This is a genomic window from Meiothermus luteus, from assembly GCF_003574085.1.
Lineage (GTDB): Bacteria > Deinococcota > Deinococci > Deinococcales > Thermaceae > Meiothermus > Meiothermus luteus.
This window is the reverse complement of the sequence record NZ_QWKZ01000046.1, coordinates 1-21,705: the sequence shown is the minus strand read 5'-3', so window position 1 is coordinate 21,705 and position 21,705 is coordinate 1. Positions and strand designations below refer to the sequence as shown.

At 65.4% G+C, this 21,705-nt stretch carries 22 protein-coding genes; 12 read left to right on the top strand and 10 right to left on the bottom strand.

The annotated features are described in order from the left end of the window. A partial coding sequence (gene miaA, locus Mlute_RS08220) for a tRNA (adenosine(37)-N6)-dimethylallyltransferase MiaA (protein ID WP_119360232.1) occupies positions 1-872 on the bottom strand: 872 nt, incomplete at its 3' end. A gap of 36 nt (positions 873-908) precedes the next feature. On the opposite strand from miaA, the gene Mlute_RS08215 reads away from it, so the two are divergent. After that, entirely contained in the window at positions 909-1,313 is a 405-nt protein-coding gene (locus tag Mlute_RS08215) for an Hsp20/alpha crystallin family protein (RefSeq protein WP_119360231.1), read from the top strand. 4 nt (positions 1,314-1,317) lie between these two features. Here the strand turns inward: Mlute_RS08215 and Mlute_RS08210 are convergent, their stop codons facing one another. Next, positions 1,318-1,926, bottom strand: coding sequence for a thymidine kinase (locus Mlute_RS08210; RefSeq protein ID WP_281270856.1), 609 nt, complete (start codon positions 1,924-1,926; stop codon positions 1,318-1,320). Between the two features lie 76 nt (positions 1,927-2,002). On the opposite strand from Mlute_RS08210, the gene Mlute_RS08205 reads away from it, so the two are divergent. Genes Mlute_RS08205 through Mlute_RS08185 form a run of 5 tightly spaced genes read left to right on the top strand, consistent with a single transcriptional unit; the run spans position 2,003 to position 5,654 of the window. Continuing rightward, positions 2,003-2,671, top strand: a complete 669-nt coding sequence (locus Mlute_RS08205) for a response regulator transcription factor (protein WP_119360235.1) — start codon at positions 2,003-2,005, stop codon at positions 2,669-2,671. A 1-nt stretch (position 2,672) separates the two neighbouring features. Beyond that, positions 2,673-3,638 (top strand): sensor histidine kinase, encoded by a 966-nt coding sequence (locus Mlute_RS08200; RefSeq protein ID WP_119360229.1) that lies wholly within the window; start codon positions 2,673-2,675, stop codon positions 3,636-3,638. Positions 3,639-3,658: 20 nt separating this feature from the next. After that, positions 3,659-4,321, top strand: coding sequence for a phosphate signaling complex protein PhoU (gene phoU / locus Mlute_RS08195; RefSeq protein ID WP_119360228.1), 663 nt, complete (start codon positions 3,659-3,661; stop codon positions 4,319-4,321). 42 nt (positions 4,322-4,363) lie between these two features. Further along, complete coding sequence (gene ubiE, locus Mlute_RS08190; RefSeq protein WP_119360227.1) at positions 4,364-5,113, top strand: bifunctional demethylmenaquinone methyltransferase/2-methoxy-6-polyprenyl-1,4-benzoquinol methylase UbiE; 750 nt, start codon at positions 4,364-4,366, stop codon at positions 5,111-5,113. 4 nt (positions 5,114-5,117) lie between these two features. After that, positions 5,118-5,654 (top strand): hypothetical protein, encoded by a 537-nt coding sequence (locus Mlute_RS08185; protein ID WP_119360226.1) that lies wholly within the window; start codon positions 5,118-5,120, stop codon positions 5,652-5,654. Positions 5,655-5,670: 16 nt separating this feature from the next. On the opposite strand, the gene Mlute_RS08180 is transcribed toward Mlute_RS08185, so the two are convergent. After that, positions 5,671-6,141 (bottom strand): FKBP-type peptidyl-prolyl cis-trans isomerase, encoded by a 471-nt coding sequence (locus tag Mlute_RS08180; RefSeq protein WP_119360225.1) that lies wholly within the window; start codon positions 6,139-6,141, stop codon positions 5,671-5,673. A gap of 108 nt (positions 6,142-6,249) precedes the next feature. Here Mlute_RS08180 and cysK point away from each other — a divergent pair, with 108 nt between their 5' ends. Next, positions 6,250-7,179: a cysteine synthase A gene (gene cysK / locus Mlute_RS08175; RefSeq protein ID WP_119360224.1), complete on the top strand. Its 930-nt coding sequence runs from the start codon at positions 6,250-6,252 to the stop codon at positions 7,177-7,179. Here the strand turns inward: cysK and Mlute_RS08170 are convergent. After that, positions 7,169-7,450: a hypothetical protein gene (locus Mlute_RS08170; protein ID WP_119360234.1), complete on the bottom strand. Its 282-nt coding sequence runs from the start codon at positions 7,448-7,450 to the stop codon at positions 7,169-7,171. The two genes, cysK and Mlute_RS08170, sit on opposite strands and share 11 nt — an antisense overlap. 155 nt (positions 7,451-7,605) lie before the next feature. Here Mlute_RS08170 and Mlute_RS08165 point away from each other — a divergent pair, with 155 nt between their 5' ends. Both Mlute_RS08165 and Mlute_RS08160 read left to right on the top strand, forming a co-directional pair. After that, complete coding sequence (locus Mlute_RS08165) at positions 7,606-8,706, top strand: type IV pilus twitching motility protein PilT (protein ID WP_119360223.1); 1,101 nt, start codon at positions 7,606-7,608, stop codon at positions 8,704-8,706. 118 nt (positions 8,707-8,824) lie between these two features. Then, entirely contained in the window at positions 8,825-9,238 is a 414-nt protein-coding gene (locus tag Mlute_RS08160; RefSeq protein WP_119360222.1) for a thiol-disulfide oxidoreductase DCC family protein, read from the top strand. A 2-nt stretch (positions 9,239-9,240) separates the two neighbouring features. On the opposite strand, the gene Mlute_RS08155 is transcribed toward Mlute_RS08160, so the two are convergent. The 6 genes from Mlute_RS08155 to Mlute_RS08130 form a co-directional block, all read right to left on the bottom strand. Continuing rightward, positions 9,241-9,903 carry a hypothetical protein gene (locus Mlute_RS08155; protein WP_119360221.1) on the bottom strand — a complete coding sequence of 221 codons (663 nt, stop codon included), beginning with the start codon at positions 9,901-9,903 and terminating at the stop codon, positions 9,241-9,243. A 106-nt stretch (positions 9,904-10,009) separates the two neighbouring features. Beyond that, on the bottom strand, positions 10,010-12,649 hold the full coding sequence (locus tag Mlute_RS08150; protein WP_119360220.1) for a S8 family peptidase: 2,640 nt from the start codon (positions 12,647-12,649) through the stop codon (positions 10,010-10,012). 140 nt (positions 12,650-12,789) lie between these two features. Beyond that, positions 12,790-14,142, bottom strand: coding sequence for an NHL repeat-containing protein (locus tag Mlute_RS08145; RefSeq protein ID WP_245958904.1), 1,353 nt, complete (start codon positions 14,140-14,142; stop codon positions 12,790-12,792). 194 nt (positions 14,143-14,336) lie between these two features. Next, on the bottom strand, positions 14,337-14,522 hold the full coding sequence (locus Mlute_RS08140) for a hypothetical protein (protein WP_119360219.1): 186 nt from the start codon (positions 14,520-14,522) through the stop codon (positions 14,337-14,339). Between the two features lie 58 nt (positions 14,523-14,580). Then, the gene (locus tag Mlute_RS08135; protein ID WP_220452066.1) at positions 14,581-17,832 is read right to left on the bottom strand and encodes an ATP-binding protein; all 3,252 of its coding nucleotides are present in this window, start codon (positions 17,830-17,832) and stop codon (positions 14,581-14,583) included. A 171-nt stretch (positions 17,833-18,003) separates the two neighbouring features. Then, complete coding sequence (locus Mlute_RS08130; protein WP_119360217.1) at positions 18,004-20,118, bottom strand: ATP-dependent helicase; 2,115 nt, start codon at positions 20,116-20,118, stop codon at positions 18,004-18,006. A 78-nt stretch (positions 20,119-20,196) separates the two neighbouring features. Between Mlute_RS08130 and hisA the strand changes: the two genes are divergently transcribed. From hisA to Mlute_RS08115, 3 genes are all read left to right on the top strand, one after another. Next, complete coding sequence (gene hisA, locus Mlute_RS08125; protein ID WP_119360216.1) at positions 20,197-20,898, top strand: 1-(5-phosphoribosyl)-5-[(5-phosphoribosylamino)methylideneamino]imidazole-4-carboxamide isomerase; 702 nt, start codon at positions 20,197-20,199, stop codon at positions 20,896-20,898. Between the two features lie 9 nt (positions 20,899-20,907). After that, positions 20,908-21,222, top strand: a complete 315-nt coding sequence (locus Mlute_RS08120) for a lipopolysaccharide assembly protein LapA domain-containing protein (RefSeq protein ID WP_119360215.1) — start codon at positions 20,908-20,910, stop codon at positions 21,220-21,222. Then, positions 21,219-21,705 (top strand): DHH family phosphoesterase (locus tag Mlute_RS08115; protein WP_147371050.1); only part of this gene is annotated, 487 nt, incomplete at its 3' end. The genes Mlute_RS08120 and Mlute_RS08115, both read left to right, overlap by 4 nt.

Genomic DNA, 21,705 nt, shown 5'->3' with positions numbered 1-21,705 from the left:
GCCTCCTCCCCACCCCAAGGTAGATAGAGCGGCTCCCCAGGCTCCTTGCGAAACCAGGTGTACTGCCGCCGGGCGTAGGCCCGGGTGGCCCGGAACACCGCCTCCTTGGCCTGGGCCAAGCTATATTCCCCCCGCAGGTAGGCCGCCACCTCCTTGTAGCCGATGGCCTGGAGGGCGGTGGGCATCCTGGGATAGGCCCGCAGCAGCCCTGCCACCTCCTCCACCAGCCCCTGGGCGAACATCCGCTCCACCCTACAGGCAATCCTGGGCTCGAGCCAGGCCCACTCCGGCCACAAGATGAGCTTTTGGTAGCCAAACGCGGGCTGGCGGCGGGGAAACCGGGCCGGGGGAACCCCAGTGCGGCGGAGCACCTCCAGGGCCCGCACCAGCCGGCGGGGGTTGCGCCCCACCCGCCGGGCATCGGCCGGGCTGCTGGCCTTTAGCTCGGCCAGCAAGGCTTCCATACCCCGCTCCTCCAGCTCCCGCCAAAGCTCGGCCTGAAGCTCGGGGTGGGGCGGGGGCAGCTCGTGCAGCCCTTCGGAGAGGGCCCGGACGTAGTAGCCCGTACCCCCCACCACCAGCGGAATCGCCCCCCGTGACCAGATCTCTGCGATGGCCGCCTCGGCCCGCTCCAGGTAATCGGCCACGCTGAAAGGCTGGCTAGGCAGGACCACATCAAGGAGGTGGTGGGGCACCCGGCGCCGCTCCTCTGGGCTCGGCTTTGCGGTGCCAATGTCCATGCCCCGGTAAACCATGCTGGCATCGGCGGAGACTATCTCTATGAGGAACTCCTCCCCAAGCCGCAAGGAGAGCTCGGTCTTTCCCGTTGCGGTGGGCCCCGTGAGCACCGGAACAATCGCCCGCTCCGCCATATCCCCTCCAGGCCCAACCATGATATTCTCAAGCCTATGACCATAGAACGCTACGACGCCCTCGAGCAGCTCCAACGAATCCGCCAGCAGCTTGACGAGCTCTCGCGGCGGTTCAGCTCCCAGGAGGCCTTCGGCGAGTGGGTGCCCCCGGTGGACATCCTGGACGAGGGCGATCGGTACCGCATCCTGGTAGACGTACCAGGGGTGAAAAACGACGACCTGGAGCTACAGGAGCAAGGGCAGACCATCACCCTGGCGGGGGTGCGCCACCCTTTGGAGGGCCGTTACATCCGCCAGGAACGCCCTTCAGGTCTCTTCCGCCGCACCCTAACCCTCCCCGAACCCATTGTCCCCAATAAGGCCCAAGCCTCCCTCAAAGGGGGGGTGCTGGAGCTGGTGCTCCCTAAGGCTCAGAAGCCCCCCCGCAAGGGCAAAAAGTAGACCCTCAGAGTATCTCCTGAACCTCCGGCCTCACTACCACGTGGCAGCGGCGGCAGCGGGGCTCGTAGCTTTCGGCGGCCCCCACCCATATCACCGGGTCGTCGTAGCGGGCCGGCTTGCCGTTCACAAAGCGCTGGGTGCGGGTGGCAGGCCCCCCGCAGACCGGGCAGACCGCGAACAGCTTCTGCACGTACTCTGCCCGGGCCAAAAGCTCAGGCATAATCCCGAAGGGCTCCCCGCGAAAATCCATGTCCAGCCCCGCGCAGATGACCCGCACCCCCTCATCGGCCAGCTCGAGCACCAGCCCCAGGAGGCCGGGGTCAAAAAACTGTGCCTCGTCCACCGCCACCACATCGGGCAGGGGCTCGGCCAGGTGGGCCCGCAGCTCAACCGAGTCCCGCACCGCGATGGCCTCTATGCGCAGGCCGTCGTGGCTGGCCACATCGGTGGCGTGGTAGCGGTTGTCCAAACTAGGCTTGAAGACCATCACCCGCTGGCGGGCGAAAAGGGCCCGCTTGACCCGGCGGATGAGCTCGTCCGACTTGCCCGAGAACATCGGCCCAACCACCACTTCAATCCAACCCGGTTGGTGCGGCAGATGGGGTAGGCTCACAGGCGCCCAGCATACCAAAACCCAGCCGATGGGAGATGACACCAGCCTGACGAAAGGGGCGCTAGACTTTAAGCTGATGGCGAAGCTGCTCCTGGTAGAGGACGAACCCTCGGTTCGGATGGGGCTACGGCTGTCCTTGGCCAAGGCCGGCCACCAGGTGCTGGAAGCTGCCACCGCCCAGGAGGGCTGGGATAAGCTGGCCCTAGTAGACCTGGTCATCCTAGACTGGATGCTGCCGGACGAGCCGGGGGTGCGTCTTCTGGAGAGGATGCGCCGGGACGGGCGGTACGAGGCCCTGCCGGTGCTTATGCTCACCGCCCGGGCCGGGGAAGGGGATCGGGTGGAGGGTCTGACCCAGGGGGCCGATGACTACCTGACCAAGCCCTTCTCCACCCCCGAGCTCGTGGCCCGGGTACAGGCCCTCCTGCGCCGGGTGGGCAAGAGCGGGCGGATTGAACGGGGGGCCCTCTCCTTAGACCTGGAGCGGCACCAGGCTTTCCTAGAAGGGCACCCCCTCGAGCTCACCCGGCGCGAGTTTGACCTCTTGGCCTTCCTGGCCCGGCACCCCGGCCGGGTCTACACCCGCGAGGAGCTGCTGGAGCGGGTCTGGGGCCAGGAGTTCTTGGGAACCGTTCGCACGGTAGACCAGCACGTGGCCCAGCTCCGCGACAAGCTAAACGAAGACCCCAAAAACCCCCGCTTTTTAGAAACCCTGCGGGGCGTGGGCTACCGCTTTAAGGAATAGCATGAGCCTCGGTGCCCTCCTGCACAGCGCTTGGGAAGCCGCCCGGGAGGGGGTGCTGCTCTTCCAAAGCGACCAGGTGCTCTACCTGAACCCCGCCGCGGCCCGCCTCCTCGGGGTTGAGCGGGAGAAGGTGGTGGGGCGCCCCCTGCTCCTGGCCCTGCGGGACCATCGGCTCGAGGCCCTTTGCCGAATCGGGGGGGAAGCCGCCGTTGAAAGCCGTGGCCGCACCCTCTGGGCCAAGGCGCTGCCCGGGGTGCTCCTACTTTGGGACCGAAGCGAGGAGAAAAGCCGCCTGGAGGCCCTGGAGGAGTCAAGCCGAACCTTGGCCCACGAGTTCCGCACCCCAGTGGCCGGGATGCTCTCCCTGCTGGAGGCCCTGCTGGGCGGCCTGAAGGGAGAGGAGGCCCAGGAGGCCCTGCAGATGCTCTACCAGGAAGCCCAGCGGCTGCGCCGGCTGGTTGAGGACCTGCCCCTCTCCCGCCGCCCCGGCCTGGAGCGCACCTTCGCCCTGGAGGAGTTGCAAGGCCGATTGGAGCGTTTTTTAGCCCCCTTGCTGGCCGAGAAATCGGCCTGGATACGCTGGCAAACCCCCCACACCGTACGGGCCAACCCAGATGCGGTCTACCAAGCCCTGCTCAACCTGCTGGAAAACGCCCTCAAATACGGTGCTGGGAAGGAAATTCACGTGGTGAGCGAGGAAATTCCAGGGGAGGTGAGGCTCGAGGTGCGCAACGAGGGGGAACCCCTCAAGGATTTTGAACGCCTGTTCCAGGCCGGGCAGCGCGGGGTACACGCCGCCAACGTCCGGGGCACCGGGCTTGGCCTGGCCCTGGTGCGCAGGCTGGCTGCGGGCTGGGGGGGTAGGGCCTACGGCCGGGCTCTGGAAAACGGCAACGCCTTCGGCCTGACCTTCCCCCTACAAACCAGCCCTAACCTAGAGAACCAAAGCACAAAAACCCCCGTGTAGACTGTACGTTGGAGAACCCTATGCGCCAAGAACTAGACCGGGAAATCAGCCACATCACCGAACAGACCATCCGCATGATCTCCTTGGTGCGGGAGATGGTAGAAAAAAGCGCCCAGGCGCTGGGCAAACAAGACCCCCAGCTGGCCCGGGAGGTGATTGAGCAGGACAAGCATATAGACGCCCTGGAGCTGGAGATAGAGGCCGAGGTGATTACCCTGCTGGCCCGACAGGCCCCGGTGGCCTCTGACCTGCGGTTCGCCTTCACCGTCATCAAGGCCCTGACCGACCTGGAGCGGGCCGGGGACTACGCCGCCCACGTGGCCGAGGATGTGGTCCTGCTCGCCAAAGAGCCCCCCTTGAAAAACTACATCACCCTGCCGGAGATGGGCCGCCGGCTGACCCTGATGTTGGACCTTATCTCCAAAGCGGTCGCCGAGCGCAGCATAGAAGCGGCTAAGGAGGTTTTCCGGCGCGACGACGAGATTGACGCCCTTTACGAGGAGGTCTCGCGGGAGCTGCTGACCTACATGATGGAAGACCCCCGCACCATCACCAAGGCCCTCACCCTAAGCCGGGTGGCCCGCAGCTACGAGCGGCTGGGCGACCATCTGGAAAACATCTCCGAGCGGATTCTCTACTGGCTGACCGGCAAGATGGAGAAAAAACCCGAGGACATCTACTAAGCGGCCTGACCGAACCCTCTGGGCCGTGCTAAACTCTTCCCCGTGCGCGACCCAACCGAGGAAAGAGCCCGGGCCGTCCAGCGGATGTTCTCCGAGATTGCCCCCCGCTACGACCTGCTCAACCGCGTCCTTTCAGCTGGGGTGGACCGGCGTTGGCGGAAAGCGCTGGTGGAGGCCGCGCTGGAGCGAGGCCCGAAGCGAATCCTAGACTTGGCCACTGGCACCGGCGATGTGGCCCTTCTGCTCAAACGGCTGGCTCCCCAAGCCGAGGTTATAGGCGGCGACTTTGCCCCGCCGATGCTCGAGCTCGCCCGGCTAAAGGCCAGGCGGGCCGGCCTGGAGATTTCCTTCGTGCAGGCCGACGCGCTGGCTCTACCCTTCCCCGACCACCGCTTTGACCTGGTCACCATTGCCTTCGGGTTCCGCAACTTCGCCGACCATGAGCGGGCCCTGGCCGAGCTCCACCGGGTGATTGCGCCCGGAGGACGGCTTTGCATCCTGGAGTTCCCTCCGCCCCCCAAAGGGGGGCTGGGCCGCCTCTACCGGCTTTATTTCACCCGTATTCTGCCCCTCATCGGCGGCCTCATATCCGGCAACCCTGGGGCCTACCGCTACCTGCCCGAGTCGGTGGAGCGCTTCCCCGACCCGCCCACCCTTGCTACAATGATGGGCCTGGCCGGTTTTGAGACCCACTATCGGCCTCTTACAGGGGGAATCGCGGCCTTGCACGTAGGGGACAAGCGCCTGCGCCCCATGCGGGTTACCCGAACCGGGGAATTCCCCCCTACCTGAACCTATGGGCACCTACCTAGAGATAGACCCCCAACCCATCCTGCTGCAAAGCCTGGAAACGGGGGAGACCCCCGACCTAGACAACCTCTCCTTGGCCCGCGAATACGCCCGAGAAAAGGCCCAAGGAAACCCGGGCGAGAACGAGATTGTGCGTTGGTCGCACGGCCCAGGCGGTTTTTACTACGAGTTCAAGCAGTTTCCCGCAGCCTTCTATGCCCGGCTGGGGCCCACCCAAGGGCAACACCTCACCCCAGACCAGGCCCAAGAGCTGGTCTGGGAGGCGCTGGTCCGGGCCGAAAGGGAGTGGGCTGAGCTGACCCTCTTCTACACCGCCAACCTGATGCAAAGCCCGCAGGACTTCTACATCGCCTATACCCTGGGGGATACCCGGATTGAGCGGGGCGAGGCCCGGTACGCGCTGCCCTTGTTCATGCGCCTAAAGGACGCCCGGCAGCTATGGGTCCTCTTCCGCTCCGGCAGCGCCTTCTTACACTTTCAGCTCGAGCAGGGCCAGCCGCTTCTGCAAACCCTGTTCGCCTAGGGCAACCCCCAAGGGCCTAGTGGGCGTGGCCGTGGAGGCTATGCGCGTGGCCGTGCTCGAGTTCTTCCGAGGTCGCCGGACGCACCCCGGTCAGGGTCACGTCAAACTCCAGGGTCTCGCCAGCCAACACGTGGTTGAAGTCTATGGTCACGCTGTCCCCGTCCACCCCCAACACCGTGAAGGGTATGGGGTTCCCGTCCGCGTCCTCGGCGTAAAACACCGCTCCTTCCTCCAGCTCTGCCCCTGGGGGAAAGGCGCTCCGCTCCACCACCTGCACCCCTTCCGGGTCGTAAGGGCCGTAGCCCTTCTCCGGCGGAACCGAGACCACCACCCGCTCCCCCACCGCCTTGCCCTCCAGGGCCTCTTCCAGCCCTGAGACGATGTTCCGGTAACCGTGCAGGTAGTCTAGCTCCCCCTGGTCTACCAACTCCCCGTCCACGCGCAGGGCGTAGCGTATGGAAACCACCTGGCCTTTGCTTGCAGTCATAAACACTCCTCTCTCGCCTCTGAGACCCGAGGGCATCCGTGCGAGATACACAAGTATAAACTGCCCGCACAAACCGCAAAAGGCCCCTAATGCCCTATGCTCTAAAGCATGAACGTGGAGGAAGTCATCGGCAAGACCCCTGTGGTCCGGCTCAAGCGCATCGTGGAGCCCGGCATGGCCGAGGTCTGGGTCAAGCTCGAGGGGAACAACCCCGGCGGCTCCATCAAAGACCGCACCGCCTGGTACCTGATCAAAGACGCCGAGGAGCGGGGCATCCTGAGGCCTGGCTCTGGCCAGCTCATCGTGGAGCCCACCAGCGGCAACACCGGAATCGGGCTGGCCATGGTCGCGGCAAGCCGCGGCTACCGGCTTATCCTGACCATGCCGGCCCAGATGTCCGAGGAGCGCAAGCGCATCCTGCGGGCCTATGGGGCCGAGCTCATCCTGACCGATCCCAGCCGCCGGATGCTGGCGGCCATTGAGGAGGCGGAGCGAATCGTGGCCGAGCAAGGGGCCTTCATGCCCAACCAGTTTGACAACCCAGCCAACGCCCGGGCCCACTACGAGACCACCGGCCCAGAGATTTTCGCCCAAATGGAGGGCCGCCTGGACGCCTTCGTGTACGGCTCAGGCACCGGCGGTACCATCATGGGGGTGGGCCGCTACTTGCGCGAACGGCTGCCTAAGGTGCAAATCATCGCCTGCGAACCCGCCCGCAGCAACGTGCTCTCCGGAGGCCAGATGGGCCCACACCAGTTCCAGGGCATGGGCCCGGGTTTTATCCCGCCCAACCTGGATGTGGGCATGCTGGACCGGGTGATCCAGGTGCTGGAGGAGGACGCCTTTCCCCTAGCCAAGCCCCTGGCCCGGCAGGAGGGGTTGTTCGTGGGCATGAGCGCCACCGGGATGATCTGGGCCGCCCTTCAAGTAGCCCGCGAGCTGGGCCCAGGCAAGCGGGTTCTCACCATCGCCTGCGACTCCGGCATGAAGTACCTCTCCACACCCCTGTTCGCAGAGGAAGCCGGGGCTACTTCTTAAGCTGGGGAGGGCGGTAGTTGCGCACCGGACCAAAAATGAAGCGATTGAAGACGATGTAGGCCGCCAGGTAAGCCCCCATCTGCACCCAGAAGTTGTTGAAAAGGGTCACCCCGCTCGCCCCCAGGTAGGTCATGAGCAAGGAGAGGGGCATAATCACCACCAGGGCGCGGAAAAAAAGGCCCGGAAACAACCGCAGCATGTCCCGACCAGTGAGGGGCACCCGCTGTTGGGCCCTGCGCTTCAGCTTTTCCTGTCGGCGTTTCTTGCCCATGTACCCCAAGTTTATAGGCTTCTTCCCAGGGCGCCAAGGGCCATCCAAATCCTTGTTCATTTGGGATGGGAAGGGCTTTGGGGTGGACTATACTCGTGGGTGGGACAGGCCATACCCACCCTGCACTCATAAAACCGGCCGTCCTCAAGGAAGCCATGAGCACCCTTCGGACCCCCACCCCCATCGCTGAGCTGCTGCGCAGCATGGTGGAGGCTCGAGCCTCTGACATCCACCTACAGGCCGGGGCTCCTCCTACGGTGCGCATTGACGGCAAGCTCAAGCCCTTCACCGGCAAAGTACTCTCCCCGGCGGACGTAGAGCAGATCGTGCGCAGCCTGCTGAGTCCCGTGCAGCTCGAGGAGCTCGAGTACAAAAAGGAGATGGACTTTGCCTACACCATCCCGGGCCTGGCCCGCTTTCGCTGCAACCTGCTGCACCAGCGCGGCAGCCTGGGGCTGGTGATGCGGGTGGTCTCGGAGAACATCCCCAGCTTTGAGGCCCTGGGCCTGCCCCGTCCGGTGATGGAGGGCCTGGCCTCCAAAGAGCGCGGCCTGGTCCTGGTCACCGGCCCCACCGGCTCAGGAAAGTCCACCACCCTCGCAGCCCTCATAGACCACATCAACCTGCACTACCCCAAAAACATCATCACCATTGAAGACCCCATAGAGTTCCTTCACAAGCACAAAAAAAGCCTGGTAGTGCAGCGAGAGGTGGGCGTGGACACCGATTCCTTCGCCTCGGGACTCAAATACGCCATGCGCCAGGACCCGGACGTGATCCTGATTGGCGAGATGCGCGACCGGGAAACCGTGGAAGCGGCCATCATGGCTGCCCAGACCGGCCACCTGGTCCTCTCCACCCTGCACACCCTGGACGCCATCCGCACCATCAACCGCATCATTGACTTCTTCCCCTTGCACGAGCACCTACAGATTCGCATCCTTCTGGCCGAGTCCCTACTGGGCATCCTCTCCCAGCGCCTCCTGCCTAGGGCGGACGGGCAGGGGCGGGTGCTGGCCCTGGAAATTCTGCTGGCCACCCCCTTCGTGCGCGACCTGATCAAAGACGAGAACAAAACCCCTCAGATTAAGGACGCCATGATGCAGGACAACCTGCGGGGAATGCGGACCTTTGACCAGCACCTGGTGGAGCTGTACACCCAGGGGCTGATCAGCTTGGAGGATGCCGAAGCTTCCGCCACCAGCCCCCACGAATTCAAGCTGATGCTGACCAAAACCACCGGGCGGGGGTTCTGAGCGAAGCTTCTCCTCAACCCCAAAGTCCGGGCCACTTGCAGCAGGCCCCACCCCCTTCAGGCCTGGCTGAGGGCCCCGAACGAAGCCCAAGGTGGGCGTCGCGCGCTAGGCTAAAAGCATGAAAGCCCCGATCATCGTGCTCTTTGACGGGGTCTGCAACTTGTGCAACGGGGTGGTGCGGTTCATCGTCCACCACGACCCCGAGGGCCGCTTTCGCTTTGCCGCGCAGCAGTCCGAGGTGGGGCAGACTCTGCTCAGGCGGTACGGGGTTGCGTCAAACCAGGCCCTGGCCGACAGCGTGGTGGTCATCGCGGGGGGAAGGGTTCTTCTCGAGTCCGACGCGGCTTTGGAGATTCTCCGCCACCTGCCGGGCTACCGCTGGCTCTACGGCCTGCGCCACTTGCCCAGGCCCTTGCGGGACGGGCTCTACCGCCTGGTGGCCCGCCACCGCTACCGCCTGTTCGGCCGTCAGAAGAGCTGCTTGGTGCCCACCCCCGAGCTACGGGAACGCTTTTTGGAGGGACCCCATTAGACCTACCCTCGGCAGTCCAGCCGCACCCGGAAGCTGGGGTCGGGAACGGTATAGCGGACCGGGAGCGTGGTCAGCATCCTCTTGGGGTTGAGCAGCAACAGCAGCTTGGTGGGGGTGCGGTCGGTCTCCTTGGAGTAGAACACCGCCTCCTGCACCATGCCGGTACCTTGGGCAAAGGGCTTGTCGCGCATCTGGACGTAGCCCGACTCAATGGTGTTGCCGTTGTCCAGAACCAGCAATAGACCCTGCCAGCCGGTGCCAGCCAGGGCCGCGCCGTTGACGTTGGTGCCGTTGCGCAACTCTACTTTGGCCTTCCAACCCTCGCGCCCCCCGGCGGGCAGGGGCTCTACGGAGAGCACCCGGAAGCGCCAGATGCCGTTGAAGAGCCACTCGTTCAGGCAGCCCTCCAGGGCCGCCACCTGGTTGGCCCCGCCCTGGGCCTGGGGGGGCCCCGGCAGGGTGAGGCTCAGGGTGGAGCCTGAGAGGCTCACGCCCACCCCGGCGGCCTTGAGCGCATCCAGCGAAACATAGGTCTTGCCCCCCACCACCACCGCCTGCCCGCTGGCGGCCTGGCCGTTGATGATGAGGCGGTAGGTCTTCTGCACCGCCTGGGCCAGCGCAAGGGCGCATAGGCCGGTTCCAATCACAACCCAGAGTTTCTTCATGCTTCCTCCTTCTGTGGGGCATCTTACCCGAATGGTTGGCAGCAGCGGTTTTACGGGTCTGTGTAGGGTTGCCGGGGTGAATGCGAGTCATCCACCCCGGATGTCTTTAGTTGCTCAAATCCAGGTTATAGGACAAAAGCCCCAGGAGTTCGGTTTCTCCGTCAATAGCGTTAGGAGGGTTCTTACGCTCAACCAGCAGGACATAGAGCTCATCATTCTGTAAACCGGTGAGCGATACCTCGGCGCCGGGTAGCTGGGGATTGGCGCTGGGGGTACCTTGGCGGATAAGCTCTCCGGTATTGGAAAGCAGGCTAAGCTTGAGGTCTTCACCAACCAGGACTGCCCTGCTGGTCTTACCCGCCTCGTGGCGGAAGACGAAGGCATCCCTCAGGCCAACCAGATGACCTGGGATGGGTGGGTCGCCGGGCTCGAGCCAGAGGATGGGCTGGTCGGGAAAGAGTTGGAAGTTGGGCAGCAGCAGATCGCGCCGAACCGTGAACTGGGCCCGGAAGGCGTAGAGGCCCCGGGATGGCGCGCTGGCCAGGGGCTCCACCTTGACCGTGTGAACGCCAATGAAGTTACCCACGGCGCACCGTGTGCCGCCAATTGGGCAGTCTTGGACATCAACCTGGTTGCCACCGCCATCGAAGAGCCGGAGGGTGAGGGGCATGTCGCGGTCAATGACGGAGAAGGAGAAACTGCCATGGTCAGGGGGGAGTCGAAGGCTGGGATTGAAGCGGTAGTAGTCCACGTCGGAAAGGCTGTGCAGGTTAGCCCGGAAGGCACCCTCGGAAAGGACCGTGGCGGCGGCAAGGGTGTCGTTTACCTCGAGGCTGTCGGGGGTCATAGGGCGGTCGCTTCTGCTGACCGAGAGGTTATAGGCGTTGGGTATGCTGGCCGGAGCTACCACCAAGCGGTAGGTACCCGGAACGGCCAGGCCGACCCTGAGAAGGAAGCCCTGACCGTCGCGTTCTATAACGAGGCCTTCCGGGGCACCCCAGGCCCCACTTTCCTTGACGAGCACGAGGTTCAGATCACCCAAATCGGGCACAAACGCCAGCCTGATCTGCAGGCTGGCATATTCGCTCAGGGTGAAGCGGATGTGGTCACGGTCATCCAGGCTGTGTAGGTTGAGGTCGTTACGCCGGGTGGGGCTAGTTGCGTCCCCTGCCACCCCAAGATGGGCAGCCGTACTTGCGTCGTTGTTCGGCTCCAGGGCATCCAGGCTGAAGCGGTGTACCTCGCGCAGGGCCCGATAGGCGTTAACGTAGTATCTCACCTTAGAGTCGGGGGAGTCCGTCCAGGCGGTGCGCCGCAGGATGTCGTTCACCTGGGCGGAGGTCAGGCTGGGGTTGTAGGCCTTGAGCACCGCGGCGATCCCAGCGATGAAAGGAGCGGAGGCGCTGGTTCCACCAAAGGTGGTCAGCGCAAGTCCGCCCGCAGGATCCCGCCCGTAGATGGCCTTGATGTTGGTGGGGGCCCAGATGTCCACCGCATCGCCAGAGTTGGAGTAGCCAATGGCGCGGTTGGTGTCATCGTCCAAAGCTCCCACGCAGATCACGTCTTCGGCGGCCTTGCAGGGTACCTTGCCATTCGCCGATTCCCCTTGATTACCTGCCGCTGCCACCAGCACCCGCCCGTTGTCGCGGGCGTTGCGCAGGGCTGGGTAGATGTTGCCCTCAAAGAAAAGGTCGCAGAAAAAGTTGTCGCAGTTGCTGCTGAAGCTCATAGAGATCACATCAGCGCCCCAGGCCACTGCGGTGCGGATAGCCCTGGCAACCCCACCCATGGCGAAAAGATTTATGTTGAAGAGCATCGGGTCAGCCACCTGTCCCCCGGTGCCGGCCGCGCCGAAGCGGTTGTTGGGGATGGCCGTGGCCACGTGGGCAGCCCCGGTGCCGTGCCAGGGACAGCCAGCTCCACCGCAGGTGTTCACGCTGGGACTGTTGGCAACGTAGTCGTTGTCGACAAAGTCGTACTGGAGGATACCCCCAGGGAGGTCTTGGCTCAGCGACCTTCCCATGGAGTCCAGCCAGAAGCCCCCGTCGATGATGGCCACCTTGGTACGCCGCGCCGGGGGCTGGGCTGCTACGAGCTGCATCATCTGGCGCACGCTGGATCGGCTGCCTGTGCTGGCAAAGTAGGAGTAGCTCAGCGCATCCTCATAACCGCCTCCGGGCAGCGGCTGTTCTTCAGTCTGGAACAAAAGGGCGGCCCCCTCGCCCACGAAGTTCGGGGAGACGCGTAGCCCAGCGGCCTTTTCCCTGACGATGCCGGCCAGCAACCGCGCCGCTTCCTCACTGGAAAAGGCCGTGGCCCCGCTGAGGCCCGCCTTCTCGGCGTCGGCCTTGAAGCTCCCCAGATCGAAGCGGCGCGGATCGACCCTCACGGTGTACAGGGTGGGGGTTCGGTCCTCGGGCCTGAGCTGGATGCCGGAGCCCGGGGGTGGCTCGGGCACGGCGTCGTCGCCGATCACGCTACCCCCAGTGCGGGACAGGAAAGCCTCCAGTTCGGCTTGGCTTTTGGGGCGGATGAGGATTTCGTCCAGGATGAAGAGGTGGACGGTCCCGCCCTCGCTGCGGGCCGCCGCCAGCGTCTTGCCGCCCCGCACCTCAGGGCTGGGCCTCAAGGCGGGATCCACGGTATAGCTAAAGGGCTTTGAGCCGGAAGGTTGTCCTCCAGGACCCCCACAAGCCGCCAACAAGAGCAGCGAGCTGGTAAAGATGGCTTTCCAAAGGTGTTTCATGGTTTTCCTCCTCGATCCTTCGGTTTCTTCCGAAGCTGCTTCAAGGGTAGAGGCGAGCTGTACGCTGCCAGCAGCCTAGGGTCAAACCGATGAGTGCCAGTTTCTTCTACCCCCAGATGAACAACCCATCCCTCAGGGCGTCAGGGCAAGCGGTGGAAAAGGGGCAGCCCCGCCGGTGCTGGATAGAAGGCGATGGTTTTGGCGTAGCCCAAGTTACTGCCTTCGACGATGCGCGCGGGCACGGTGGGGCTACCGGGGGTGCTGCTCGAGGTGAGCTGCGTGGGTGAGAGCCGGGCAAAGCGGCCGCTGCTGGCAGGCTTGTCGTAGGCTAGCCACAACCCGCCCCCCTCATCAAAGGCGAAGGCCTCGGGTAAGGCCCCCACAGGGAGGCTAATCTGTTTATCTGGGGACAAAGCAGCGTTCCCAGTACCCGAAAGCTGGCCGCTGGTGAACTTGTAGAGGATGGCTCCGCCGCAGTTAGAGCACAGCACCCAAAGGCTACCGGCAGCGTCAAAGGCCAGCTCGTAGGCGGTGTTGGTGGAGGAGCTCGAGAGACTTGCGCTGAGCGTGCGTGCGGCGCTGGCGGCGGTAGTGGAGCTACTCAGGTCAGCAGCGTCGAAGCGCATCACCTGACCGCTGGTGCTGCTCAGGTCGTGACCTACCCAGAGATTGCCGAAAGCGTCGAAGGCCAGCCCTCTGGGGCTTCCGCTAAAGCCTGAAATCTCTACCTCGGGCGTCACAGTGCTCAGGGTGCCGGTGGCCGCAGCCAGCTGGGTGCGACCTATCCGGACGAGCTTCTGGGCACAAGGAACAGAAAGCCATAGGTTACCACTAGGGTCAAAGGTCAGGTGCAACGCGCCTGGCAAACAGCTCCATCCCGAAACGTTAAGGCGCTTATCTGGCGTCTTAGTACCCGAGCTGCCTAACGCGCTGGCAGGGTAGCGCAATAGGGTGGGGTCCACGGTGGTTCCCCCAATCACCCATAGGTTGCCATCGGCGTCAAAGGTGAGGCTGCGGGACTGCACGGTACCCGCCCCCACTGCCTCGGATACGGTACCCGAAGCGAGCAGACTAGCCTCAGCATAGGCGTGGGTAAGGGGATCACCAGAGCTTTGAGGTGGGCGGTTGTTGGTCCAGAGTTTACCGCTGCTGGGAATCTGGCTGTAGGTCACCGTAACCTGGACAGTCTCGCCATTGCGCACGCAGGCCTGAGATCGGTCGCTGGTACCAGCGTAAGCGGTGCGCACCACGGTGGTGCTGCCCACCGGGCTTGCGGTCTTCTCCACATCCACGGTATAGGTCCCGCCTCCCACGGAAAGGGTCTGGCTGGCGCCCAGGGTCTGGCTAAAACCCCCAGGTCCACGCACCACCACCTGCGCGCTGACCCCGGAGGGCAAGCCGCCTATGGCCACCTGCAGGGTACCCTGGCCCACCGGGTCGCAGGCCTGGCCTCCGGTTCCCGGCGCTCCCCCAGAACAAGCGCTAAGGAGCACCAGGGATGCTAAAGCCACGCCACAACAAAACCGTTTCACCCCATCACCTCCCTCTCAGGACCGCCCCGACCCGGGTTGACCCCGGTGGGCTCGGACCGGAGGGCTGCCTCACTTTCTGTGGGCGCCAACCTCCGAACCTACGCACGCAAGTTAGGCGATAGGGCGTGGCAAGAGCGTTGCAAGGAAACGGGTCTCTACCGCAACCCCTGGGAACGGCCCTTTTTCGGCTTTCGAACCTTCTCGGCCCTGAGGGCCTCTTCCACATACCGGCCCAGGGCGTTCCAATCGCTAAAACGAACGACCTCGGGCCCCTTGAGCTCAATCAAGAGCTGGCCCCTCTCATCGCACCTCACCCGCAGAAGGTACAGGCCGTGATCCACGCCAGGACTATAGAAGGGCGAACGTGGCAAAAACGTTGCAAGGGGAAGCCCCAAGGCCTCAGATCAGGAGGTGGTCCTGCAAGCGGTGAAAGGCCGATAGGCTCTCCCGATACTCATCGGGAGCGGCGGCCAATTGGGCTTCCCGCAGAGCACAAAGCTCCTTTTCTACCTCTCTTCCTTCTTCTCCTAGCGCCCGATGCGCCGCCAAGAGGGCCAGGGGCAAAAGGTCTGGAAGGAAACCGCTGTAGCCCTTCAAACCCCCATAGGCCTGGCGGGCCCATCCATAGGCCTCCGCCACCTGGCCCTGCCGCAGAAGGGCCAGGGCCAACCAGGCAGCCTCGCTAGGCCCTGAAGCCTTCTGGGCCAGCACCTGGCGTAGAAGGGACTCCGCAGCGGCGGCCTGGCCCTGTAGGAGAAGGCTCGCCGCCAGGTCGGTGGTGGCCTCGAGGGCACTTTGCTTCAACCCCACCGCCTCGGCCATAGCCTTGCTCTCCCGAAACCGCTCTTCCGCCGCCTGCCAGTCCCTTCGCCATAGGGCCGCCTGCCCCAAGACCAGCAGGGCTTCGGAAACACCTCTGGGCTCCTGGATGGCGCGGAAGGTAGCCAGCGCCGCATTCGCCGTTTCCTCGGCCTCGGGGAAGGCCCCCAGGCGCAAGAGGAGGGCCGCCCAATTGATCCGCACCCCCGCTTGGAAGTGGGCGCGGCCCAGCTCGGCGAAATGAGCCTCAGCAGCACGGTAGGCGGAGAGCGCCTGGGCCAGCTGCCCGAGGCGGGCCCAGGCCAGGCCCAGGAAGTTGTGGAAGACCCCCAGGGCTTCCCGATAGCCCAGGGCCTCCGCCTTGGCCAAGGCCTCCTGGGCAACAGCCACCACCCGTGCCAGGTCCCCCAGGCCGAGGGCCCGGGCGCAGACGAACTGCTGCAGGCGCACCTCCGCCAGGCCAGGGCTCCCCAGGCGGGTAAGGTGCCCAAGCCAGTAGGCCAACCCCTCCTCGTCCTCCCGCAAAACGGCCAGCTTGCCCAAAAGGTAGGCGGCCTCGGCGCGCAGGCTCCAGTCGCGGGCCTCCTTCCACACCGCCAGGGCTTCCTCCCAGGCCCCGCCAAGGCCCAGGTTGGCCAGGGCGTCCGCCCGGTAGAGCCGGGCGCGGGGGTGGGGGTGGAGGGCCAAGACCTCCTCGGCCAGGGCCAAAGCCTCAGCCCAGCGCCCCTGCATAGCTAAATAGCGCACCCGGCGGAAGCCCACCTCCGCTTGCCGCTCCGAAGACAGGCCCGGCGCCAGGCCCTCCAGGCGCTGGAGCACCGCTCCTTGCTCCGGGAGCCGGGAAAGGACCATGAGGGCCTGCTCTAGGCCCAGGAGGAGTTCGGCCTCCTCTTCCCGGCTCCCAGGGGCCCGGCCAAAGGCTTCCAGGGCTCGCCGCCAAAGCCCCTCGGCCTGGGCGAAGGCCTGCCGGGCCCACGCCTCCTGGGCAAGCCCTTGGGCCAAGCGCCAAGCCTCGGCGTGGCGGCCCGCCGCCTCCAGGTGGAAGAGGGTTTCTTCGTCCTGAGCCAGCGCTCGATCGGCCAGAAGGCTGTGGGTGGCCTGGGCACGAGCTGGGGAGAGTGCCTGGAGCACCGCCTGCCGCAAGAGGTCGTGGCGGAAGCGGTAGCCCTCCCGGGTGGCCTCCACCAGCCTGGCGGCTTCCAAGCGTTCCAAAACCGCCACCCAACCCAGCAGGTCCCCGCCTAAGAGGGCCCGGAGGTTTTCCAGGTCCAGGGGGCGGCCACTCAGGGCCAGCACCTCGGCTACCGCAGTGGCCTCGAGGCCTTGAAGATGCCGCCACACCTCCTCCTGGACGCTTCGCGGCAGGGGAAGTTCCCGGTAGTCGCCGGTCTCGTCGTCGTAAGGGGTGTGCCAGGCCCCTCCTTCGGCCCAAAGGAAACCTTCTTGAAAAAGGTGCTCGAGGGTCTTGAGGAGGAAGAGGGGGTTGCCCCCCGTGGCCTGGTGGAGGCGGCGGGCGAAGAGGAGGCCCCCCTCGGTCATGCCGGAAAGCTTGCGCACCAGCTGCAAAACGCCCCTTTCGCTCAGGCTTTCCAGGTGCAGGATCTGCACCAAGCCTTCCCGTTCCAGGCCGGCCACCGCGCGGAACAAGGGGGCCTCTGGGCGAAAGGCCTCGGGACGGGCGGTGGTCAGCACCCGAAGCCCTGCCGCCTGGGCCCGCCGCACCAGGTAGGGCAGGAACTCCAGACTGGTGCCATCGGCGTAGTGGAGGTCCTCCCAACAAAGCCAGCCCCCCGGGGGAAGGCCGTGGAGGAGCGTGCGGCAAAGCCCCTCCCGGAAGGTGCTCAGGGCGGCTTGGGCCTCGGGGCCGCTGTAGCGCGGCGGGGAGACCGAGCTGAGCTCGGGGACCAGGCGGGCGGCCTCCAAGCGCCAGCGCTCCTCCAGGCCCGCGAAGGGCTCTCCGGCTTCCCACAGGCGGCGCAGGCCCGCGGCCAGGCCGCCGTAGGGGACCTGGGCATCCTGTGGCTCCTGCTGGAGGTGGCGGAAGCCCGGCTGGGAACGAAGGAACTCCAGCGCCAGCCGGCTCTTGCCCACCCCTGCCTCCCCCAAGAGGAGGACCAAGGGGGCGCGGGCCTGAGCCAAAGCCGCCCACGGGGCCTCCCGCTCCACCAAAGGGGGGCGGTCCAAGGTGTAGCGGAGGGAAGGCTCGGGAAAGGGCTCCCCCCTGGCGATGGCCTCGGCCAGGGACTCTAGCTCCCGAGGGGGTTTTAGCCCCACCTCGCGCGTCAAGAGCTCGGCGTAGTTGCGGAAGTGGGCCAGGGCCCGGGAGGGCTGGTGGGTCTTGGCGTAGAGCCTGAGGACCGCCTCTTGGGCCGCCTCCAGGAGGGGGTTGCGCCGGAGGAGGCGCTCCAGCCAGGCCAAGGCCTCGGCGTAGCCCCCGGCCTCCTCCAGCTCCAGCACCCGGGCCAGCAAGGCATCCTCGTAGCGCTGGGCAAGCTGGGCGCGGGTAAGCTCCAGCCACTCCTCAAACTCCGGGGCGTCCGCCAGGTTTACGCCCTCCAGGAGCTCCCCCCGCCAAAGGTGCAAGGCCTCGGTGTAGGCCCGGGTGGCGTAGCGGTTGAGGAAGGCCACCACATCCACCTGGAACCCGCCAAAGGCGAGCCGCGAACCCTCGGATTGGAGGGACAAACCTGCCTCCCGCAGCCGCACCAGCTCGCGGCGCAGGTTGGCGCGGGCGCTCGGGCCTTCCCAAAGGAGCGTAGCCAGGCGTTCCCGGTCCTGGGGCCCCTCCAGGGCCAAGTAGGCCAGGAGACCCCAGAGCTTGCGGGTGGGCAAAGAGCGGCGCTCCCCTCCAACCCACAGCTCCGGGGCCCCCAAAAGCAAGAGGCAATTTGCCACGCTGGCCACCCGCTACCCCGCAATGGGGCTTAGTATATCAGCCCCTCGAGGCGGCCCCTGCTCATATGAACAACCCTGACAGCAGGCTGGGGGCAAGCGTCGGGCTGCTCACTCGAGCCGCTCGAGCCCGGCAAACCTCAGGGCCAGCCTCTTCAGGCCGACCCCGGGGAACATCACCGTTACCTCCTCCCCCATGGCCGCCACCACGGTGCCCTGGCCAAACTTGGGGTGGCGCACCTTTTCGCCCCCTTTGAACCCCTGGTGAAGGGCCTTCTCGGGTTTGGCTGGAGGGTGGGAGGGGGGGGCTGGGGCCTCGCCAAAGGCCCCTACCTCCCACAGCAGCTCCCGGGGAATATCCTCCAAGAACCGGCTCGGACGGGTATATTCCCGTCTGCCGTAGGTCTCCCGTTCCTCGGCGTAGGAGAGGTAGAGCCGCTCCTGGGCCCGGGTTATGCCCACGTAGAAAAGCCGCCGTTCCTCCTCTAGGTCCTCCAGCCGGCTCAGGCTGTTGCGGTGAGGAAGGAGGTTTTCCTCCAGCCCGACCAAAAACACCGTGGGGAACTCGAGCCCCTTGGCGTTGTGCAGGGTCATAAGGGTTACCGCCTCGGCCGGGGCCTGGCCTTGAGGCTCTTCGGCCCTGGCGGTGAGGGCCACCGAGTCTAAAAACTCAGAGAGGCTCCCCCCTTCCTCCACCTCCCAGTCGCGCGCCGCCCGCAGCAGCTCCTCCACGTTCTGTAGGCGCTCTTCCCCATCCGGCTCCTCCCGCAAAGCCTCGCGAAAGCCGGTGGCCTCCAGAACCTGCTCAAAAAAGGCTACCGGGCTGCTCTCAAAGGCCGCCTCCATCAGCTCCTGCAACAGCTCAACAAAGGCCAGCACCGGCTGAGGCCGGCTTAGCACCTGCTGGGCGGAACAGAAGGCCTCATAAAGGCTTACTCCGGCCTTCTGGGCGTAGTCCGCCAGTTTGCCCACCGTGCTGGCCCCCACGCCTCGGGGGGGCGTATTGACGATGCGGCGCAGGTTGATCCCATCCGCAGGGTTGACCGCCACCCGGGCGTAGGCCAGCAGGTCCTTGACCTCGCGCCGCTCAAAAAAGCCCACTGCCCCCACCAGCCGCACCGGCACCCCCGCCCGCCGCAGGTGCTCCTCCAAAAGGCGCGACTGGGCGTTGGTGCGGTAGAGGACCGCGATCCCCTGGTAGCCCCCCAGCCGCACGACCTCGCGGGCCACGAAGGCCGCCTCCTCACGGGCGTTGGGGGCGCGGTAAAGCCGAACGGGCTCGCCCCCCTCTTTGGTGGGGCGCAGGACCTTCTCCAGGCGCAGGGCGTTCTTCTCAATGACCGCGTTGGCTACCTGGAGGATGGGGCGGCTCGAGCGGTAGTTTTCCTCCAGGCGGATTACCCGAGCTTCGGGGTAGTCCTGGGTAAAGCGGAGGATGTTTTGGATGTCCGCAGCCCGGAAGCCGTAGATGCTCTGGTCGGGGTCGCCCACCACCATCAGGTTGGGCTTCTCTCCAGCCAGCAGCCGGGTCAGGCGGTACTGCACCGGGTTGGTGTCCTGGTACTCGTCCACGTGGATGAAGCGGGCCCGCTGCCGCACCTTGCGTAAAACCTCGGGGTGGCCCTCAAACAGCTCAATGGTGAGAAGGAGCAGGTCGTTGAAGTCCACCGCCCCCTGGGACCGCAAGGCCTTTTGGTACCTGTGGTAAACCTCGGCGGCAACCTCCTTGGGCACCCCGCCGATGTAGTCGGGGGCCTCCTTCAAAAAGGCCGAAAGCCCCTCTCCACGGTTCTTGATGCGGTCCAGCATGGCCCTAAACGGCCCCGGCTTGGCCTCCAGCTCGAGCTCCTTGAGCACCTCCTTCAAGAGGGCGTTTTGGTCGTCCTCGTCGTAGATGACGAAGCCCGGTCTGAGCCCCACATACTCCCCATACACCCGCAGAATCCGCACCGCAGCAGCGTGAAAGGTGGCCACCCAAAGCTCCTTAGCCTGCGGCCCCACCATCCGCACTAGCCGCTCCTTCATCTCGCCCGCGGCCTTGTTGGTAAAGGTCACCGCCAGTATCTCGCTAGGGTAGACCCGACGCTCGCGCATCAGGTAGGCAATCCGGTGGACCACGGTGCGCGTCTTCCCCGAACCCGCCCCCGCCACCACCAGGGCCGGGCCTTCAAAATGCCTTACGGCCTCCTGCTGGGCCGGGTTAAGGGTGGATAGGAGGTCGGACATAAACGCGGTTAGAAGTCTATGCCACCCTACGGTAGCTTTGTCAAATGACCCCCATCCGGCCAATGGTAGAATCCCGGGGTGCTGGTGATTCCTGCTGTGGACATCCAAGCCGGCCGGGCGGTCCGGCTGTACGAGGGCGACCCAGAGCGGAAGACCGTCTACTTTGAAAATCCGGTGGAGGCCGCCCTCCACTGGCAAGGCCAGGGGGCCCGGATGCTCCACCTGGTAGACCTGGACGCGGCCACCGGCCAGGGGGAAAACCGCCTGGCGCTGAGGGCCATTGCCGAGAGGGTCTCAATCCCCTTCCAGGTGGGGGGTGGGGTGCGCAGCTTGGAAACGGCGCAGGAAATCCTAGAGCTGGGGGCCAGCCGGGTGGTGGCAGGCACCGTAGCGGTAAAGGCCCCAGAGGTGCTGGAAACGATGCTGGCCAAGCTGGGCCCCGAGCGGGTCGTGGTGAGCCTGGATGCCCGGGGGCTGGCGGTGGTGGTCTCCGGCTGGGCCGAGGCCACCGCCCTTAGCGTGCCGGAAGCTTGCCAGAGGATGTGGGCCATGGGGGTACGCACATTGGTCTACACCGATGTGCGACGGGACGGCACCCTGCAGGGCTTGGACCTGGCGGTCATCGCCCAGGTGCGCGCCGCCTGGCCGGGCTTTCTAATCGCCGGTGGGGGCATTGCTGGGGAAGAAGACCTGAAGGGGCTCAAGGCCCTGGGGGTGGAGGGGGCCATCATCGGGAAGGCCCTTTACGAGGGGCGGATTGAGCTCCGGCGCTGGGTGTAAACTTCCGGTATGAAGCTGCTGAGCAGTCTGGCCTTCGTCATCGTGCTGGGGGTGGTGGCCTTCGTCTGTGGGCTGTACGCCCTCGAGCCGGGCCTCCTCCTGGGCACTCCCTGGGGCCCGGTGCACGTAGCCCTTCTTGTGCTGATCGCCTTCGGCCTGGGGCTGCTGGTCATGGGGCTTTATGTGCTCTCTGGCTGGATTAACGCCCAGACCGCCCTTTACCGCCGCAACCGCGAACTCAAGCAGATGCGGGAGGAGCTTCAGGCCCTAAGGAAGCAACATCCTGAGGAAATCCCTGTGATTCCCGACCGATCTGGACAATGAACTGGAGGTTCCGCCCCTGGCCCCCCCTAGAACTCCTCCGGCCCTTGGTGGAAGAGCTGGAGATTCCCCTACTGGCCGCAGCGGCGCTTTGGAACCGGGGCTTCCGACGGAAAGAGGACCTCACCCCGCCGCTTAGGCTCCTGCCCTTGGCGGGCCTCGAGGAGGCCGCCCAGCGGGTCATCACAGCCCTGAAGAGGGGTGAACGCATCCGGGTTCACGGCGACTACGACGCCGATGGGCTCACCGGCACGGCCATTCTCATCAAGGGGCTCAGGCGGTTGGGCGCCGACATCCACCCCTTCATTCCCCACCGGCTGGAGGAGGGCTACGGCATCCTGATGGAGCGGGTTCCTGAGCACCTGGAGGCTTGCGAGCTCTTCATCACCGTAGACTGCGGGATTACCAACCACGCCGAACTCAAGGAGCTGGTGGAGAACGGGGTCTCGGTGGTGGTCACCGACCACCACTCCCCTGGCCCCACCC